Source organism: Candidatus Neomarinimicrobiota bacterium, assembly GCA_016784545.1.
Lineage (GTDB): Bacteria > Fidelibacterota > UBA8477 > UBA8477 > JABMPR01 > JABMPR01.
Map to the genome: position 1 here is coordinate 81,288 of JADHUM010000001.1, position 19,362 is coordinate 100,649.

The 19,362-nt window shown below is 45.8% G+C and carries 13 protein-coding genes; 1 reads left to right on the forward strand and 12 read right to left on the reverse strand.

Annotation, left to right across the window (positions count from 1 at the left end):
- Positions 1 to 13: 13 nt before the first annotated feature.
- From pbpC to ISR87_00365, 3 genes are all read right to left on the reverse strand, one after another.
- Positions 14 to 2,314 carry a penicillin-binding protein 1C gene (gene pbpC, locus ISR87_00355; protein ID MBL7023875.1) on the reverse strand — a complete coding sequence of 767 codons (2,301 nt, stop codon included), beginning with the start codon at positions 2,312 to 2,314 and terminating at the stop codon, positions 14 to 16.
- A gap of 52 nt (positions 2,315 to 2,366) precedes the next feature.
- Complete coding sequence (locus ISR87_00360; GenBank protein MBL7023876.1) at positions 2,367 to 7,937, reverse strand: hypothetical protein; 5,571 nt, start codon at positions 7,935 to 7,937, stop codon at positions 2,367 to 2,369.
- Between the two features lie 261 nt (positions 7,938 to 8,198).
- Complete coding sequence (locus ISR87_00365) at positions 8,199 to 8,963, reverse strand: peptidoglycan DD-metalloendopeptidase family protein (GenBank protein MBL7023877.1); 765 nt, start codon at positions 8,961 to 8,963, stop codon at positions 8,199 to 8,201.
- Positions 8,964 to 9,033: 70 nt separating this feature from the next.
- Here ISR87_00365 and ISR87_00370 point away from each other — a divergent pair, with 70 nt between their 5' ends.
- The gene (locus ISR87_00370; protein MBL7023878.1) at positions 9,034 to 9,891 is read left to right on the forward strand and encodes an NAD(P)-dependent oxidoreductase; all 858 of its coding nucleotides are present in this window, start codon (positions 9,034 to 9,036) and stop codon (positions 9,889 to 9,891) included.
- Here ISR87_00370 and ISR87_00375 read toward each other — a convergent pair.
- The 9 genes from ISR87_00375 to hisD form a co-directional block, all read right to left on the reverse strand.
- A complete protein-coding gene (locus ISR87_00375; GenBank protein MBL7023879.1) occupies positions 9,873 to 11,345 on the reverse strand; it encodes an alpha/beta hydrolase in 1,473 nt (490 codons plus the stop codon). The two genes, ISR87_00370 and ISR87_00375, sit on opposite strands and share 19 nt — an antisense overlap.
- Before the next feature lie 191 nt (positions 11,346 to 11,536).
- Positions 11,537 to 13,201, reverse strand: coding sequence for an asparagine synthase B (gene asnB / locus ISR87_00380; protein MBL7023880.1), 1,665 nt, complete (start codon positions 13,199 to 13,201; stop codon positions 11,537 to 11,539).
- A 39-nt stretch (positions 13,202 to 13,240) separates the two neighbouring features.
- A complete protein-coding gene (locus ISR87_00385; protein ID MBL7023881.1) occupies positions 13,241 to 13,858 on the reverse strand; it encodes a bifunctional phosphoribosyl-AMP cyclohydrolase/phosphoribosyl-ATP diphosphatase HisIE in 618 nt (205 codons plus the stop codon).
- On the reverse strand, positions 13,855 to 14,628 hold the full coding sequence (gene hisF / locus ISR87_00390; GenBank protein MBL7023882.1) for an imidazole glycerol phosphate synthase subunit HisF: 774 nt from the start codon (positions 14,626 to 14,628) through the stop codon (positions 13,855 to 13,857). Before hisF ends, ISR87_00385 begins: the two co-directional genes overlap by 4 nt.
- Positions 14,610 to 15,347, reverse strand: coding sequence for a 1-(5-phosphoribosyl)-5-[(5-phosphoribosylamino)methylideneamino]imidazole-4-carboxamide isomerase (gene hisA, locus ISR87_00395; protein MBL7023883.1), 738 nt, complete (start codon positions 15,345 to 15,347; stop codon positions 14,610 to 14,612). The genes hisF and hisA overlap by 19 nt, the downstream gene beginning before the upstream one ends.
- A complete protein-coding gene (gene hisH, locus ISR87_00400; protein MBL7023884.1) occupies positions 15,344 to 15,934 on the reverse strand; it encodes an imidazole glycerol phosphate synthase subunit HisH in 591 nt (196 codons plus the stop codon). Before hisH ends, hisA begins: the two co-directional genes overlap by 4 nt.
- On the reverse strand, positions 15,931 to 17,001 hold the full coding sequence (gene hisB / locus ISR87_00405) for a bifunctional histidinol-phosphatase/imidazoleglycerol-phosphate dehydratase HisB (protein ID MBL7023885.1): 1,071 nt from the start codon (positions 16,999 to 17,001) through the stop codon (positions 15,931 to 15,933). The genes hisH and hisB overlap by 4 nt, the downstream gene beginning before the upstream one ends.
- Entirely contained in the window at positions 16,998 to 18,068 is a 1,071-nt protein-coding gene (gene hisC / locus ISR87_00410) for a histidinol-phosphate transaminase (protein MBL7023886.1), read from the reverse strand. The genes hisB and hisC overlap by 4 nt, the downstream gene beginning before the upstream one ends.
- The gene (hisD, locus tag ISR87_00415; GenBank protein ID MBL7023887.1) at positions 18,065 to 19,360 is read right to left on the reverse strand and encodes a histidinol dehydrogenase; all 1,296 of its coding nucleotides are present in this window, start codon (positions 19,358 to 19,360) and stop codon (positions 18,065 to 18,067) included. The genes hisC and hisD overlap by 4 nt, the downstream gene beginning before the upstream one ends.
- Between the last annotated feature and the right edge of the window lie 2 nt (positions 19,361 to 19,362).

Genomic DNA, 19,362 nt, shown 5'->3' on the forward strand with positions numbered 1-19,362 from the left:
ATTTTGCCCGGATTTAGTTTCTGAATGCCTCAAAGCGAATGGTCTTGCTCATGCCTTGTTCATCCATAATCGTCAGAAAATGCTCTCCTGCTGACAGATCAACAGCCAGGGTATGCAATGAATCTGTTTCTCCAAGAAGCTCCTGATCAAGCAGCCAGAAAAGGTGAGCATTGCTCATGGGGTGGATGGCTTCCAGAACGATGGATTCATAACTCCCATCGAAATTGCGTGGGACAAAGACCCGCACATTGTGTATGGGATAGATAATTTTCAATTCTTCTGTTGATCGAATGGCTTCACAGTCGGCCCTGTGCATGGGTGGCACGATAAAGCTATGCCCAATACTGCGTAAAACTTTCTGAACTGCAGGAGGCTCAACATACAAAACCTTTTTCTCCCGTTCCAAACGCGTCCAGCATTGTGAGCATAACGCTTCCCCTGTTTTTGCTTCAACGATGAAAGATTTATGATAGGGACACAAACCACTTTGATGACTCCCCATGGGTACTTCGGCCATGACACGGTCAGGGCAATCTGAATTCGGTGGATAGCCGCTTTGCTTGCAGATTTCAATAAATCGAAGACCCATTTCCGGTTTTTCAAAGGGCGCTACACCCGAAGGATCTGATATGGCATTAATGACATCAAACAGGACAGGGCCGGCGGACTGGGCACCACCCAGTTCAACATTTCCTTCACCATCAAAGTTGCCCACCCACACACCCACCGTGTACTCTGGTGTCGTTCCGATTGCCCAGGCATCTTTTTGTCCATAGCTGGTACCTGTCTTCCAGCTGACAGGTGTTTGATAGCTGAAATTTTTCCAGTAAAAATCACTCCCTGGTCTGGTCAGATTCTGTAGGGTCATGAGCACCTGATAACAAGCACCAGCGCTGAAGGATCTTTCCCTTATTGATTCGCGCTCTTTTGGGAGAATGAACAGATCAATCGGTTTCCCCATATTTCCAAGATCAACATAGGCCTGGACCAGTTCGTATAATGATGCTTCAGCTCCCCCCAGGATCAAGGCCAGGCCATACCCTTCGGCACTTCGAAAGAGACCACGCAGACCCATGTCTTTAAATATTTCATACATATCCGAGATACCGATGGTATTCAATAATCTCACTGAGGGAATATTCAATGAGCGAATCAGCATCTCATCCAGGGTTACCATTCCAGAAAAAGTCTTGGAAGCATTTTGGGGGCTGAAGGTTCCAAAAAAGGTGGGGACGTCCTGAATTTGTGATTGCATGGTGAAGGGTCCGCGATCCAGTGCCTTGGCAACCAGAAATGGCTTGAGCAAACTCCCTGTACTCCGTGTTGCCTGAATCCCATCTACCTGCCCGGAAAAGGCATTGTCAAAAAAGTTCTGTGAGCCAACATAGGCACGGACTGCTCCTGTAGACGTCTCTGCAACGAGAATCGCCAGATTATGAATCCCTCTCGTTTTTAGATTACGATGATGAATATCTGAAATTGAACTCACCATATTTTGCATGGACATGTGGAGAGTAGTCTGCACCATATTTCCTGAATGAAGCTTCAATACTTGCTCAGAAAAATGGGGGGCTTTAAAGGGTAACTTGATCTGGGTGCCAGGCAAAGGTTCTGCCTGTGCTAATTTTAGAGTGGCTTGATCCATATGACCCTGGTCGTACAAACGTTCCAGCAGCCTATTGCGTTTTTGCAGCAGCAGGGGTCGTTGTTTACTCAGGTTTAGCATGGATGGGGCATTGGGGAGCAGGGCAAACAGGCAGGCTTCAGACCAGGTCAATTCGCTGGAGGGTTTCTCGAAATAGCAATGCGCCGCTGTGTTTAAACCGACAATATTCCCCCCCATTGGGACCTGGGATGCATATAGCTGAAGCACCTCGGCCTTGCTATAATGAAGTGTGATCTTGACCGCGCTAAAGAGCTCCTGAAATTTGTGGAAGTAGGTTCTGGACTTCGGGGAGGATAAGCGGGCTACCTGCATGGGAATTGTGCTACCCCCACTTACGCGACGCCCAGATGTCAGGTTTGAGAGAAAAGCCCTGCCCAGGGCAACAGGATCAATACCAGGATGCCAGAAAAATCGTTTGTCCTCCCAGGTTATCAAGGCTTGTATGTATTTTTCCGGAAGCGCCTTATCCAGGTAGGGTGCCCGGTATTGATCATCTTCAGCCAGGGTAAAGCGAAGCAACTCATGGTTTTGATCAAAGACAAGGGTGGAGTACCTATCTGGAAATAATTCACCCGGAGGAACTAAAAGCCAGAGCAGAAGCAGTATGCCCGCCAGACTGATCAGACGGGCAATACTGAATGGTTTCACCCCCAAAAACTGTAATACGACCCCCAGTCTATCAGTTTTCAGATTGAAAATCCTATCTTACTTGAACCTCTTCTCCCATTATGCGTGCATAATATTCAGGTGAATACATGGTTTCAACAGATACTGGTGGCAACCAGAATTCTCCCTTGAAAGTAGGATTGATTTTGACACCAAACCGTTGTTCCCTGCGCCCGTTCAGATCAAAGAACCAGTTGACCCGATCATCACGAATGTCCATATATTCGCCCTCTGACAAGTTCATGTTGGCGACCCACTGCGGGGGTTGCTCACCTGTCAATCTGAGATTAACAATTTCCCATCCAGATGGTATAATGGAAGTCAGTGCAACTTCTTCGAGTGTTTTTGATTCACGACTATTTACCTTGTATACCACCCAGAATGCCTGACCCTGACGTACGGTTTTCACCTGCTTTGGATTTCCTTTCTCGTCATAAAATTGTCGAGAAAGATTAATGCCAGCAAAGCTCGTTTCAATTCTGTTATCCAGAGGAATCCCTTCCGTGTAGAGCGTCAGGAAGAGCAGATTCTTTGAGTCCGATTCGATGGTAACTTTCTGACCCCAATGCTCATCAAGGGCAAGAATGGTCTGAGATGTTTTCAATGTCATCTTTTCAGGTTCAGCATCTCCATATTGTATAGAGAAATTGACGTCTGATGCATCCAGACTATTCGATTTGTAGAATGAACCATAAGCCAGCAAGGATATGGCTGTCTCCTGGGTTGAGTACCAGCCCCTCTGATCGAATTTTTCCACGACATCCTTAACCAGTTTTGCTGCTGTGTTCATATCCTCCATCTTTATGGCCAGATAGGCTGAAAATGCCATATCCCTGAGCGAGGAGCCGTAACTATACCCTGTCTCCCGGACACTATTAAAACGATAAGTAGCCTGATCGACTTCCCTGGCAATAGCCTTCTGTCCAGCCAGATGATAGGCTGTCGCCAGCAGTTTTCTGGACAGATCATCCAGATCATTGCTATAGTTTTCTCTCATAAGATTCATACCGCCATCATTGGCCTCACCAGCTAAAGCCAGCAGGAAGAGTCTATAGGCAGCTACCCGAAGATTCTTTTTACTGATATCCCGGGCATTCTTCTTGGCTGTTTTTATCCAGTGTTTGTATAAATGATCTGGAACATGATAGCCCAGAGCCTTGGCCTCAATGAGGAAATGTCCGGCGTAGTTCGTACCCCAGGCAGATGAATTTGAACCACCAGGCCAATATGAAAAGCCCCCTCTATTCTTGAACATGGAGAGCCGTTCAATACCTGCATTGATGGTCCTGGAAATCATCTGCTCGCGGTGTGGATCCAAATCCAGGAGATATGGCAGAAAGAGTTGGGGGAAAACTGAAGAAGTGGTTTGCTCAATACAACCATAGGGGTATCTGATCAGGTAATTCAATCTGCGATTCAGCTGAATATCAGGAATACGTGTGATTCCAAGTCGGGCATGATTGCTACCCACCAACCCGAATTTCTCGGCCGTAAAGCTGATTTTCGAACCACCTTCCAGCGTCTTTTCATCCACCTCGGTGATAAATGGATTCGGGGTGGTTACTGGCATATAGGTCACACTATGCGCTTTAAAATCACCTGCAACTCCATAGACATAGATCGTATCTGTGCCAATACCCTGTTCAACTTTCAAGTTAAAGGTCACATCCTTTTCACCTGGTCGTTTGAAACTTACTGACTTCTCGGCTAACCCCAGGACTTTGATATTACTTGATGTTTTCACGCTGATTTTAGCATCCTTGATTGCGCTGTCATTTGCAAAAACAGAAACGGGGAGGGTAAAAGTATCGTTGGGTCTTAGAACCCGAGGCAAGGTGCTCAGGATCATCAGGGGTTGCTTGACTTTTACCCACTCTTCAATATGATTATAGCTGTTTTCAGAAGTCCCAACCACCATGATGCGAACCTCACCCACATAATTGGGCATGTCGAAATTCAATTCCTGGGTTGCACCTGGAGCAATTTCAATGGGACCCTTAAACATGGCGACTGGCTTAAAACGTTTACTGTCTTTATCATCTGCTCGCTTTTTCATCATCTCCGCATCCATACCGCCACCAATGGAGAAGTATTTATCGATATCTGGGAAAAGCGCACCAATGATTTGATTCAAGTTGTCGGTGGTTCTGACAGACAGACCCAGTTTCTCGAAAAAATGATCCCAGGGTCTTGGTGTTTTGAAATTAGTGAGACTGAGCAGTCCCTCATCCACAATTGCAATGGTATAACTTGCCGGTTTTTCAGCATGGGAGGTGATCTGTACTGAAAAACTTTCCTGTGGCTTGAGTTCTTCTGGCGCTGTTAACTCCAGAGCCAGATGCGAGCTGGCCTGCTCAACCTTGACAGGGATAACGCCAAACATGCGCAGGGGTAAATCATTTCCGGTGTAACCGTGGGGTTGAATCAAGCTGACACTGGCATAGACATTGGGTAACATGGCTTCTGTTGCTTCAACAGTGAAGGAGGTCCGTGAAGATTCCAGTAGTTTCCATTCACGATGAAGAATCTGATTTCCCTGTTCAATACTTAGTAAAGCCATCCCCTGCTCTGGAGATTCAAAAGAGACTTCAATGTCATCACCGGGCTGAAAGACCTCGCGGTTCAAGTTCAGAGCTAAATGATTTTCAAAGCTACCCTCTTCACCAGATCCTCTTGAACCCCAGGAGGAAGCGTAGAAGAAAAATCCGGAGCTGTGGCCACTATTCAGATCTGTTACTTCAAAATAATGACGACCCCAGTCTTCAACACTCATGGTATGTTCAATCACACCATCAATGCTGGAATAGGTTTTCTCACTCACCAGATAGGTGCTGGCGCGTTCTCGGAAATCCTGTCGATTGTTTCTATCATAGTGCCACCACCAGTAGTGACGATTCACATAAACACGTACCCGCATTCTCTGGTTCGGAACGGCGTTCCCTTCAGGATCAACAATGGCAATGGGGATTTTATGTTCTTCATTCTTTTTAACAGAGCGTCTCTTGAAGATATTTTTAAATCCTGCATAATGTTCGAAAGGATAAATTGTAGTGTGGGCGCGACTCTCCTGAAAATTTCCACCCTTTTCATAGACTGTGGTTTTCGTGAAAACATCAAGGGCAGAATTCACCTTACTTAGATCTGGAAGGCGATAATTAATTGATGCATGTCCATTACTATCCAGTCGACCATCATAAATATCCAGGTCCTGTCCTCGATACTCAACGATTGGGTTATCAAATGTGAAGGATTCATAGCCCTTGATTTGAATTTTCTTGTCTCTCAACTGAGCAACAGCTTTCAGTTTCAGCATAGCTGCCGGAGCCCCAAAGAGATAACGGGAATCCACCCCTGCCTTAAGATATCTGACTGGAAAGTGAATTTCTTCAGCGACATCAATTGCGGTTTTCAGACGGACAGGTTTAACCATTTCCACTTTCATCGTATGGGTAAATTTCTGAGCGCCGACTGTTAGCTCAGCCTGCCAATCTCCAGTAACATCATCACTATTGGTCTGAATTGGGAAGTCAACCAGACCATTGGTACCACATTCTCTGCGGTTTTCACTCACAAGCTGCCCCAAAGGGTTGGTTACTTTTAACAGAACCGGCATGCTCGCTGGGGGTGATTTGCTCTTCATGCGGATGATGGCTGAGAGATGAATAACATCGCCTGGTCGATGGACACCACGATCTGTATAGGAAAAGACATCCGTTCCACCTTTACGCTGGGTTCGGCCTCCCACATCAAAGCTGGTGAGGTTCCAGGGGGTATGATCCACCCGTAAAATGGCGATCCCTTCCGGTGTTTCACCAAAGATATAGTGACCCTTTTGGGTGAAGTGAATCACACCATCACCATCGGTGCGTCCGGTTTCCAGAATGCGATTCTGATAATTGACCATATTCAATTCCATCCCCTTGAGAGGTGTGGCATTAATCAAGTCAATTGCTGTGATATCGTAGCCGTCATCAGAAGTTTTAAGCATGAGGCCTACATTGGTTGAGATGAGAATTTTACTCAGGTTTCCATTACTGTAATAGAATCCATCCCGTGTGGGATCGTCATAATAATTCCCCGATTCGTAGTAAAGATACTGCTCCCCAATGTTATTCCGGGAAGTCGTGGGACTTCCTACCAGATCATTTTTGTCAAACCTTACATCCACCATGAAAACAGCATTTTTCTGGTCTTTGAAAAGTTCACTCAAATCAAGCTCAGAATTTACCCATTGATTTCTTTGGTCGGTAATTTCGATGGTCTCAGTATGAATGACCTCACCTACACGATCCTTATCCTGATATCGATCACTGCGATAGCGGGTATTATCATTTTTTTCCAAGTCTTGTAATGCATTTTTCTGAACAAAAAAGCCCAGGTTCTGGGAGTGAACTCTAAAGATTTTCAAATTAAGAGCTTTTACATTTACAGATTTGAACTGAAGCTTGTAATTGTTGTCCGGTGGCAAATAAATGCCTTCAGAAAGCCATTCTACACTTGGCTTTAAATTGTTAAAACGAACTGAAGCAGCATAGTCTTCATCCAGCTTGGGTTCGAACGCCGATGGCAATCCCTTGGCCAGAGTAATGGTATACTGCCGTCCAGCCTCAAACTCACCTTCAACAATGAGGCTTTTTCGTTTTATCCGAACCTGAAATTCAACATCAGGCTCAACGGATACAAAGCCCGATAAATCGACATCCTTTTTGATGCGATCACTAAAGCGAAAGATATAGGAGAGATTTCCATTATCAGAAACATCACCCTCCATCCGGGTGATTACCCTAAAAACATCAAGACTTGACAGAAATGCTGTGTACTTCCATTCTCGATCATCGGCAGTATATCTGGAGGGCAATCTAAATTCAAAGGTTCGACCCTCAGCATCTCTTTGAATATCATCAGTAATGACCACAATGCTGTTGGCATTGGCGTCAGAAGAGAGTTCCAGATTCAGATTCAAACTCTTATTTCTTGAAACACACTTCAAATCTCGTGTGATTTTTTCCAGATCAACGGGTTGTGCAAAACTCAAAGTTCCTCTTAAACGGACAATATTACCACCCTGATCACCTGCTTCGAAATCCCCGGCAAACCCAAGCACTTCTTGTTCTGCAGTACTAAATTTGAACGTTAGCTCATCTGTGCTCTGCGTTGATCCCACCAACAATTTACCGGAAATGCTCCCAGAATAGCTGGCTCCGGCCTTTAGATCTTCGTCAGGGATGAAGTGTATCTCACGTCTGTTTATCCAACGAGCGACACCTTTTATATCAGGAGAAAATGTGAAGGGGTTATCTGAAAGAATGCTGCCAACTTTATATTTTGGTACAACAGCTTCCCTGAAGGAAACCACAATATGGGCATCTGTGGCAATTCTTTTCCCAGGGGTTGAAATGAGAAGCGCCTTTAGGTTCACAGGTTCAATATCCTGCCCTTCCACCAACTTGACTTCTTCTGGAGTGACTTCCTCCTGATAAAAACTAGCCTCAGCCTCAGTCGTTTCACTTGAAGGTGTGGAAGCGGGAGCTTGTGAGTCAGCCTCCTCTTTAGAACAGGATGACCATAACAATACAACCAGCACCAGCACTAGATAGCGTTTCATTTCTTTTTTTCCTTAAAATGTGACAAATTAAAGATATACTTGTATCTCTCTGTCGTGACAAACAATGGCAGGCTTGACTTCACAAGTCGAATGATGAATGAACCCCCAAAACCATTAAAAATATTTACTGCTTATTATTCGTAAAAAGTAATCCGACCCGCAAACAAGACAACAAATATCCCTGCCTGACTATAGAATATTCAATTTTAGGTTATAATTAAATTGAGACAATTGAATGGTGGATGGATCTGGATATTGAGATTACTGGGATAATTTTAGCCGGAAAATATGGATTGGATCTGAATAGCGCCGATTGAGTTCTGCTTCTGAATAGCAGGTTAGAGCAAAGGTTGTGAATAAGCGTCTGGGATGCCGTTCACTGGCCTCAAGTTTAATTGGTTCCTGTTTAAGAATCTCCAGATGAAAATGATCAAACTGCCAGCCCCAGGTATTTAATTCCTCAAGGCTCATAAAGCGTGCAATTTGAGAACCTGTATGGACTGAATCATTCAGATCAACCTGAATTCCAGCGATATGTTCATAAACGGTCCAGAAGGGTTCTTCACCTGGCACCTCATGCGAAAGAATGATTTGAGCAAAGGGGCCATCATCTCTGATACTGATCACTTCACCTGCATAGATGGGAAAGATGGGCTCATTCTCATAATTTTTACCAGGTCTACGAATATCAATACCAGTATGCAAGTGGGCTGGAATGCCTGGGCGGGGAATTCTTAACAAGCCAAATTCACCGATTTCAGTCAATTTGATCTCCTGAATGGAGGTTCTGGTTTGACTTAGAATAGGAATCATGAAAGTGGACTTCTCCCCTGCCACACCCTGCAAAGAGTGCAGCATGAACAACCCAATCAATGCAAAAATGAAGGTCCTGTTGTACGGTTTTATAAATGGATAAACACCCCTGACCATCTCCTTCAAGGAGTAGGTTTTGACGTTATCATCATCCAGGCTAAAGTCTTCGTCCCACCACATCCTGATAGGTAAAGCAAAAAATACTGATTCCAAAAGGAAGAATTGCTTTCCCAGACACCTCCTAAGCTACAAATTGTAATCTGAACTTTTAAGACTGGAAAAGATGATGAAAATTCTATTAACAGGTGGATCTGGGGATTTAGGGCAAACATTATTGCCCCTTCTAACTGCAGGCTGTCACTCCCCCATTATTTTTGATATTCGGGCACCTGAGATTGGGACTGAATATTTTCGCCAGGGATCACTCCTGGATATTTCCCATATAGAAGATGCCTTGGTTGGCTGTGATCTTGTAATTCACATTGCCGCATGGCACGGGATTCACGAAGCGAGAGGTTTAAAAACGCCCCGGGATTTCTGGGATCTCAATGTGAACGGTACCTATAACCTTCTACAAGCATGTCTGATTCAGCAAGTCACAAAGCTTATACACATTTCCAGTAGCAGTATCACGAAACTGTCCGGGTATTATGGCTTTACCAAACGACTATCTGAAGATGCCGTAAAACACTTCCATGAGGAACACAATCTGCAGACAGTCACCCTCAGGCCACGTGCCTTCATCCCTCACTGGAATCAGGATGTATATAGCGATTTTCAAGAGTGGGTAAAACGATTCTGGCCTGGAGCTGTTCATATTGATGATGTCGCTCAGGCTGTGATGCTCAGTGTTGATCTCCTGAGTAGTGATGCCTATCAAGATCATCCTACTCTTACCGTGGACAGAGAACCAGATTACCCGGCAACAGAACTTTCAAACTGGGATGCTGATGGTCCTGGGAGCAGTTTTTTGAAATATTATGCCCCGTTTTCAGAACTGCTAACCTCTTGGGGGTTAGACCCTAGCCTAAAACCCGACACCCGCGATATATCAGAAACCAAAAGGATATTAGGTTATCATCCCCATTATGGATTGAGACAACTTTTAACTGAATTAACCCATCATTCCGAGCTTGACTGATCAGCCTGTGAAATGTGTTTCAGAACATTTTTACCGTTTTCATTCTCAGGGTTAAGTTCAATTGATATTTGATAATGTTCTGCTGCCAGTTTTTTCTTCCCAGCAGTCAACAATGCCTCCCCATAACTGTCATGTGTATTCCATGATTTGGGATACTCGAGTATGTTCAAGTTGAAGATTTCAAGAGACTCACCAATTTTATCTGCAAAAAGGTATTCATAACCCAGAGCATTCATGGGAGCTTCAAAAAATATTTGAAGCTCCGGATTGTCGGATTTGGCTTGTTGATAATACTCCATTGCTGGACCAACACCGGACTCTTTGATCAGAGCTATAAATTCTTTACTACTGGCGATCAAAATCACACGCTCACCGATAAGCGCTTCAACTGATGTTGTCCACTTTTCCAATTGTGGACCCATGGGAGATGTTGCTGTTCTAAACCAGGCTTTAATTTCATCCACAAAGCGGGTGGGTTCATCAGCGTAAATATTGTGACCTGAAGTTTCAAAAACCACAATTCTGGCATGGGGATGAAACTCGGCCATGATGGCGGGGCGGTCAAATTCCCAGACGACATCATACTTGCCTTCAAAAACCAGGGTGGGAACTGGACATTCAATAAAGACATTTTCAAAATCATATACCGCCCAATCTGATGCATATGCAGGATCTGCAATAAAATCGTAAAGTGCATTCTGTGCAATCCTTTCACGGGAAGGCTTATAGTAATACTGACGTTTCCAGCCCCCATTAAGATCCCGGTTGATCAGATATTGAGGCATACTGATCTCTCTGGCAATGGCCATGTTGCGTAATTCATTAATTTTCTCTGCTTCATTTTTTGTGTAGTACTTTTCGCCCCGGCCCCCACGGAATTCATCCCGATCGACCATTGGGATGGAGGCTACCAGAACCTGCCCAATCACATTTTCTGGATGCTTGATGGTATAATATTGGGCCAGACCACCCCCAAAGGAGTGTCCAACCAGAATCCATTTGTCGATATGGAGGGCAAGACGCAATTGCTCCAGATCATCCACTGCCTGCTCAAATGAATATCCTGGTCCCGGTTCATAATCTGACAGCCCACAACCCCTCTGATCATAATAGATAACCTGGAAATCCTTTGAAGCGGCTGAAAGCCAGGGGTGAAAGATGTGGTGGGAATCTCCTGGCCCGCCATTGATCAACACCATGGGTGTGCCTGTACCCTCGATTTCACAATAAAGTTTGCAGTCACCAATATCCACATAGCGTTTCTCAATATCCATGGCATCACAAAGTCTTGGAATCTGAGGCAACTCCAGAATCAGACTATCTTCAAGATTATTCCTATATTCGAGAATATTGTCACGACCCTCTAAATTATCAGTTGTGAGAGTCGTGTGACTGCAAGCTGAAAACGAAATGATCAGCACGATCATAGTGATGAGTGAGCTGTAAGACTTCATAGTTATCCCTCTTATTGAATAATTAGAATTATTGATGCAAAAAAATAATTCTTGCTGCCACAGGTACCAATCATTCCGGTTTGAGGGTAATATCAATCTGTGAGTGGTAGTTCGTTGTGGCTAGAATTTATCCTGAGTCCGTCTGCGCGTCTGTCACCTTGTCATTTTGTAATACTGGAACGCAGGATTGCTTATTCATAAGCATCATCATGCACTGCTTTTACTGCCCGGCCTGAAGGATCATTCATATTCTGAAATGATGCATCCCAGACCAGGGCTTCCGGTGTGCTACAAGCCACTGAAGGAACAGAAGGCACACATTTAGCCGCTGAATCTGAGGGGAAATGCTCGGCAAAAATCCGTCTATAGTAATACTCTTCCTTACTCTTGGGTGTATTGATGGGAAATTTGAATTTAGCCTTGGCCATTTTTTGATCGCTAACTTCCTTCTCAACCAGGGCTTTTAAACTATCAATCCAGCTGTACCCCACACCATCAGAAAATTGTTCTTTCTGCCTCCAGGCCACACTTGCAGGTAAATAATCTTCGAATGCCTTTCTCAATATCCATTTTTCGATACGTTCCCCGCTGATCATTTTGTCTTCAGGGTTCAAACGCATAGCCACATCCATAAACTCCTTATCAAGGAAGGGCACGCGTCCTTCAATGCCCCAGGCTGCCAGCGATTTATTCGCTCTGAGACAATCATACAGATGGAGTTTCCCAAGTTTTCGAATGGTCTCTTCATGGAAAGCCTCAGCACTTGGAGCTTTGTGGAAATAAAGATACCCGCCAAAAATTTCATCAGCGCCTTCTCCAGAGAGTACCATCTTGATCCCCATGGCCTTAATTGCCCGGGCTAATAGATACATGGGTGTTGAGGCCCTCACCGTGGTAACATCATAGGTTTCGAGATGATAGATCACATCATGGAGGGCATCCATACCCTCCTGTATGGTAAAGAGAATTTCATGATGAACTGTATCTATATGTTTAGCCACCTTTCGCGCAGCAGCCAGATCTGGAGAACCTTCCAGTCCCACTGCAAAGGAGTGTAGTCGTGGCCACCAGGCCTTCTCTTTATCATGTTCCTCGACTCTGAATTCAGCATATTTTTTGGCTACTGCAGATATAATAGAAGAATCAAGTCCCCCTGATAGCAGCACACCATAGGGTACATCGGACATGAGTTGTCTATGCACCGCCGCTTCCAGCGCATCTCTTAACTCCGAAGTATTACTATCTTCTCGCTCAACAGCCTTGTAGTCTGACCAGTCCCGCTGATACCATTTCCTCAACTGGCCATCTGTACTGGAAAGATAATGTCCTGGAGGAAAAACTTCGATCTTGTTACAGACCCCTTCCAATGATTTCAGCTCAGAGGCCACATAAAATTGACCGCTCTCATCCCAGCCCATATACAGGGGAATGATCCCCATATGGTCGCGGGCAATCAGATAGGTGTTGTTTATTGCATCATGTAAAGCAAAAGCGAAAATCCCATTTAGCTCATCCAGGAAGTCCACACCTTTTTTCTCGTAAAGTGCTAGAATAATTTCACAATCGGAATGGGTCTGAAAGTGATAACCCTGACATTGCTCCCGTAACTCTTCATGATTATAAATTTCACCATTGACAGCCAGGACAAGTGATTTTTCCTCATTATAGAGGGGTTGCCCGCCTGAAATCGGGTCCACAATAGCCAGACGCTCATGGCTCATCACAGCATGATCACCACAATAAATGCCAGACCAGTCGGGACCACGATGTCGCACCTTTTTTGACATCCTCAACACTTTGGGTCGCAGTTTTTTGGCGTCCACTTGCAAATCAAAAACACAAACAATTCCACACATAATTAATACTTTCTTATTTAGTCAGATCCTCATCCTATATCAGTCGTGTCTCGCCTTCAATACGCTGACAACATCATTCAGGGTTAAGCCCCTGGACTTGATGAGTACCAGCAGGTGGTAGATTAAATCTGCACTTTCGTCCAGGAACTCCTGATCATCCCCAGCTACAGCTGCCAGGGCAGTTTCAACCGCCTCTTCACCTACTTTTTGCGCGATAAATTTTGGTCCCCGCTTCAGCAGTTTTGCCGTATATGAAGTTTCAGATGGAGTGGTTTGACGATAAGCAATAACCCCTTCCAGCTCGGAAAGAAATGTTAATCCAGGCTGTGGACCTTCTTCCCAGCAAGTGGCAGCCCCGGTATGGCAGACCGGTCCTGTTGGTGTTGCCAGAACCATCAGACTATCCCCATCACAATCGGAAACTATTTCCTTGAAATGCAGGGTATTGCCAGAGGTTTCCCCTTTTTCCCAGAGACATTGGCGGGTTCTGCTAAAGAAGGTGACTCGCCCAGTTTCAAGTGTCTTGATCAAGGCTTCCTGATTCATATAGGCCTGCATCAATAACACGCCTGTGATGGCATCCTGAATAATGGCTGGAATGAGACCCTGCTGTTTGTCCCACGCTAACTGATCGAGATTTTCTCGAGTAACTTTCACTTCCGTACCTCCACACCTGATTCTGATAAATATTTCTTCAATTCCTGAATATCCAGCACGCGCTTATGGAATACGCTGGCAGCCAGGGCTCCGTCCACACCACTTTTTTCAAACACCTCTTTGAAATGCTCTCGGGTTCCTGCCCCACCTGATGCAATAAGGGGGAGATCACAACTCAATCGCGCTTGCGTCAACTGAATGGTATCATATCCCTGCCGCACCCCATCCTGATTCATACAATTGAGGACAATTTCACCTGCACCCAACTGCTGAACCTCATGGATCCAATCAAAAGTCTTCCACGGAGTGAGCTGTGCGCGTTCAGCATCTCCAGTATACTGATAGACCTGATATTCTCCTGTGACCTCATCCTGATAGCTATCAATCCCCACCACGACACACTGTTGACCAAAGCGTTCATTCAGATCACAAATGAGACTGGGGTCATTCAGGGCTGGAGAGTTAATGCTGATTTTGTCTGCACCCATCTCCAGAACTTCGGCAGCCAGATCCAGAGTTGAGATTCCACCGGCCACACAAAAGGGAATATCTATGACCCGGGCAACACGTTCAATCCAGCTGCGATCCACGCTGCGACCATCACTACTGGCAGTGATATCATAGAACACCAGTTCGTCCGCGCCCATTTGCGAGTAGAATTCAGCAAGCGGGACGATATCTCCAACAATTTCATGGTCTCGAAATTTGACGCCCTTGACGACTTTCCCATGACGGACATCCAGACAGGGTATTATTCTGCGAGCCAGCATGACTGAGCCTCCTTCAGGGTGAATTTTCCATCTAAAAGTGCCTTGCCCACAATGATTTCAGCTACGCCTGTCTGGGCAACTCTGGAAATATCACCGAGGCTTCCGATCCCACCTGATGCCTGCCAGGTCAATTGTGGATATTTTTCCTGGAGTTCTGTATAGAGCTGATGGTTTGAACCTTGAAGGGTTCCATCGCGACTGATATCTGTACATAAAATATGTTGAACCTTGACTGCGAGATATTGATCAAGCACGTCCTCGAGCAGAACCTGCCCCCCCCTCTGCCAGGCCTGGGTCGGGAGCCATTTTTCCCCCTGCTCCCCCAGAGCTACATCCAGAGCCAGAACAATCTTATCAGGACCAAAATTTTGAACCCAGGTTGACACCATCTCGGGTTCTTTGATCGCCAAGCTACCGATAACAACACGGCCAGCACCAGCTTCAAGTAATTCAGCAACATCTTGCTCGGAGCGAATGCCTCCACCTGTTTGAATGAGTACATCAGTTGAGGAGCTGAGTGCTCCGATGAGCGTGAGTTGTCTCTGATTTATATCTCTGGCACCCTGGAGATCCACAATGTGAATCAGTTCGGCTCCATTTTTTGCATAATCTTCCACCAACCAGGCAGGGGTTTGATCATAATAGGTAACCATACTGTAATCCCCCTTAAACAGGCGAACGGTTTGACCGTCAATGATATCAATGGCTGGAATAATCATACTTGAATCTCCAGAAAGTTTTTCAGAAGTTGAGCTCCAGCCGCGCTTGATCGCTCAGGATGAAATTGAACACCCATGAAATTTTGGTGTGCAATGGCAGCTGAAAAACGACTCCCATATTCACACTGGGCAATCGTTGTATCCGACACACCCACCCCAAAGCTGTGAACAAAGTAAAAATACATATCCGAACGTATCCCGTATAGAAGTTGATGATCGCTACACTCAGTAAGTGTATTCCAGCCCATATGGGGCAATCGTAGGCCCTGGGACTGCAAACCCCTAACCTCACCCGGTATCAGGTCTAAACAGGCGATATCACCCTCTGACGAGCTTGAGGTGAGCATTTGCATTCCCAGACAGATCCCCAAAACTGGCTGGGTCAGGCTCTGAATGACCGGAAGGAGACCCTTTTCCTCTAAAACACCCATGGCATATTGGGCACTTCCGACACCTGGAAGAAAGACGCGGTCTGCTGAACTGATGGTTCCGGGATCACTGTTGATGACCACATCCTGTGTCAAGCGCTCAACAGCGAATTTCAGTGACGTGAGATTGGCGCAACCTGTATCTATGATGACGCTCACAAAACCCCCTTGGAACTGGGAATTTTATCTCCCTTTTTTTTGATAGCCTGTCCCAGGGCTCTGCCGAAGACCTTAAACAATGATTCAACCTGATGATGACTATTTCCTTCCGTCGTAGAGAGATGGAGGGTCACACCCATACTCATTGATAGGGATCTAAAAAAGTGCTGGACCATCTGGGTGCTCATTTCACCCACCCTTTCAGTGCTAAAGATTGCTTGAAACTCCAGGTGGGGACGTCCCGATATATCTAACAGACATTCCGCCCGACACTCATCCATGGGCAGAGCAAAGCCAAAGCGTCCAATTCCCTGTTTACGACCCAGGGCTTGTGATAATGCTTCTCCCAGGGCCAGGGCTGTGTCCTCGATGCTGTGATGATCATCAATTTCAAGATCTCCACTCACCTGGCATTTCAGATAGAACCCGGCATGGACGGCAATCTGATCCAACATGTGGTCAAAAAATCCTATCCCTGATGATATTTCTGATTTCTGGTTGCTGTCCAGGTTTACATCAATTTTGATTTGGGTTTCTGTAGTAGCTCTTTCGACACTTGCCACCCTGTTGGATTGGGTCAGCAATGATACAATTGAATCCCAGCCCATGTTTTCAGGTTCATATAAAATACTTTCAATGCCCATGTTTGTCGCTAATTCAACATCGCTTGGTCTGTCTCCAATGACCCATGAATCCTGAAAGTCAATCTTGCCAGCCTTCAACAGGGGTTGCACCAGACCCAATTTGGGTTTCCGGCATGAGCAGGCATCTGCTTCAAAGTGAGGACAGAATAAGGTCTCTTGAAACTGGATTCCCTGTGATGCAAATATCTCCATGAGTTTGGTCTGGGGAGCGAGGAAGTCTGCTTCGGGGAAGGACTCTGTTCCACGGCCATCTTGATTGGATATCATAATCAGGGTAAAGCCCGCTTGCTGTAATTTCAGGAGTGCAGGGACCACATGGGGCTCAAGCTCCAGTTTCTCAAGTGAATCTACTTGAAAATCTATAGCTGGCTCTTTGATCAAAGTTCCATCCCTATCGATGAACAAGGTGGGTCTGGCACTCATAGGCTGGCCTCGTATGCTTTCATATTCTGATAAAATTCTTCAATTTCGCTTTCTGTTCCTACGCTGACCCTCAAGGTGTTATCCAGACCAGGTTGGCTGGATTGATTTCTGATGACCACGCCTCGATCCAGCAGGAATCTCATTACACCTGTAGTATCCTTAACCTGAAACAGAATAAAATTGGCTGAACTTGGGTAGATTTGTCTTATGAAGGAGAATTCCTTCAACAAATCACTGAGTTTATCACGATCTTTGGTCAGGGTTTCCACATCACGCATCATGGAATCAATACCCCTTTCACTCAGTGCTTCTCCGGCTATATCTACCACGGGTATTGGAATGGGATAGGGTGCGCTGACTTTCTGCAGCACCTGTATAATCTCAGGGGAAGCCAGGAGGAAACCGCATCTCAGTCCAGCCAGACCAAAGGCCTTTGAAAGGGTTCGCATAACCACAAGATTTGGATATTCTTGTAAGCATCCGACGATACTTGATTCAGGTTTAAACTCTACATAAGCCTCATCAACAACGACCAGTGATTTGCCAGAGGTCGTTTCGAGAATATTTCTAATATCCTTGGAATCGAGGAGGCTGCCTGTGGGGTTATTCGGCGAACATAAGTAGATCAGCTTGCTTTGAGGAGCCCGCTTGAGAATCCCCGGGACTGGAAGAGACCAGTCCTGTTTCAGAGGAACTGCAATTGTTTTAATATTATGGGTCTCGGCTGAAATTTTATACATGCCATAGGTTGGGGGCGTGTAAATGATACTGTCTTCCCCAGACCGGCAAAAAGCACGAGTAAGCAAATCAATTCCCTCATCAATTCCACGTGTAACCAGGACCTGCTCTCTCTGCACGTCGGCATAGCTTGCATAGTTATCGATGAGCTGTTCAGGTTGAAACTCCGGATATCTATTGAGCTGAGATAAGCCCTCAGGAGTTGGGCCTGTATAGGGATTCTCGTTGGCATTTAGCCATACCTCACCCGTTGATGCCTCGCGGCGTGCCGAAGCATAGGGAACCAGGTCCAGGATATGCTTAGGTGTTATCTCATCCAGCCAGGTCATGGGGTTTCCTCCTGCAGCCGAATTGCTGCTGAATTTGCGTGTGCATCCAATCCTTCACCCCTAGCGATTGTGATAATGGTATCACTTAGAGATTCCAGTCCTGCCTTGCTAAGGATCTGGACGGTCGATCGTTTCTGAAAATCCTTCAAAGACAGGGCATCTGTGAATCTGGCATAGCCGTAGGTGGGGAGCACATGGTTGGTGCCAGAGGCATAATCCCCTGCACTTTCTGGCGTCCATGGTCCCAGAAATATTGAGCCCGCATGGATGATTCGATCCAGGGTCTCCTCAGCATCCCGGACATTCACTATCAAATGCTCAGGGGCATAGAGGTTGCTGATTTCAAGTGCCTGATCAACATCTCTGGCCAGTATATATCTGGCATGCTGCAAAGATGCTCTGGCAATTTTCCAGCGACTCAATGCCTTCAACTGATCCTGGATGGCAGTTTCTACATTTTGGATCAAAGCGGCATCATCTGAAACAAGAATGACCTGGGAATCGGGTCCATGCTCAGCCTGACTAAGAAGATCAGCCGCCACAAAGCGGGCATCTGCTGTTTTATCTGCAATCACAAGCACTTCAGAAGGCCCTGCCGGCATGTCTATTCCCACCTGTCCCTGAAGCAGACTAACCTGCCTCTTTGCTTCCGTAACATAGCGGTTTCCCGGGCCAAATATCTTGTCAACTCTGGGAACTGATTCTGTACCGAAGGCCAGGGCTGCAATAGCCTGGGCGCCGCCTACTTTGTATAGGGTGTCTATGCCACACTTTGATGCCGCATAGATAATTTCCGGCGCCATTTGACCATCGCGTCCCGGAGGACTAACAATTATGGAGGAAGGACATCCTGCCAATTGGGCAGGTACACCAAGCATCAACGCTGTCGATATCAAAGGCGTGCTACCACCAGGCACATACAAGCCCACTGACTGCAGGGGTCTGATTCTTAACGTGCAGCTTACCCCTGGTGTGGTTTCAACTTCAATATCATCTTGCAGCTGTGCCTGGTGAAAGATATTGATCATTTCATAGGCTTTATCAATTGCAGTGCACATTGCGGGGTCAAGACTGGCAATTGCCTGTTTGATTTCTTTATCTGAAACTTTGAAACTGTCCAGTTCAACACCATCAAAGCGGGCAGTCAGTACTCGCAGGGCATCATCTCCAGATTCTTTGACAACCCCAAGTATTTTTTCTACAGAACCTTGTAGCTCCTCGCTGTCAGTCATGAGGGGTCGCTGAAGCAAATTCTTTTGTTGAGATGCATCAAGTGTTTGCCAATCGATCATAC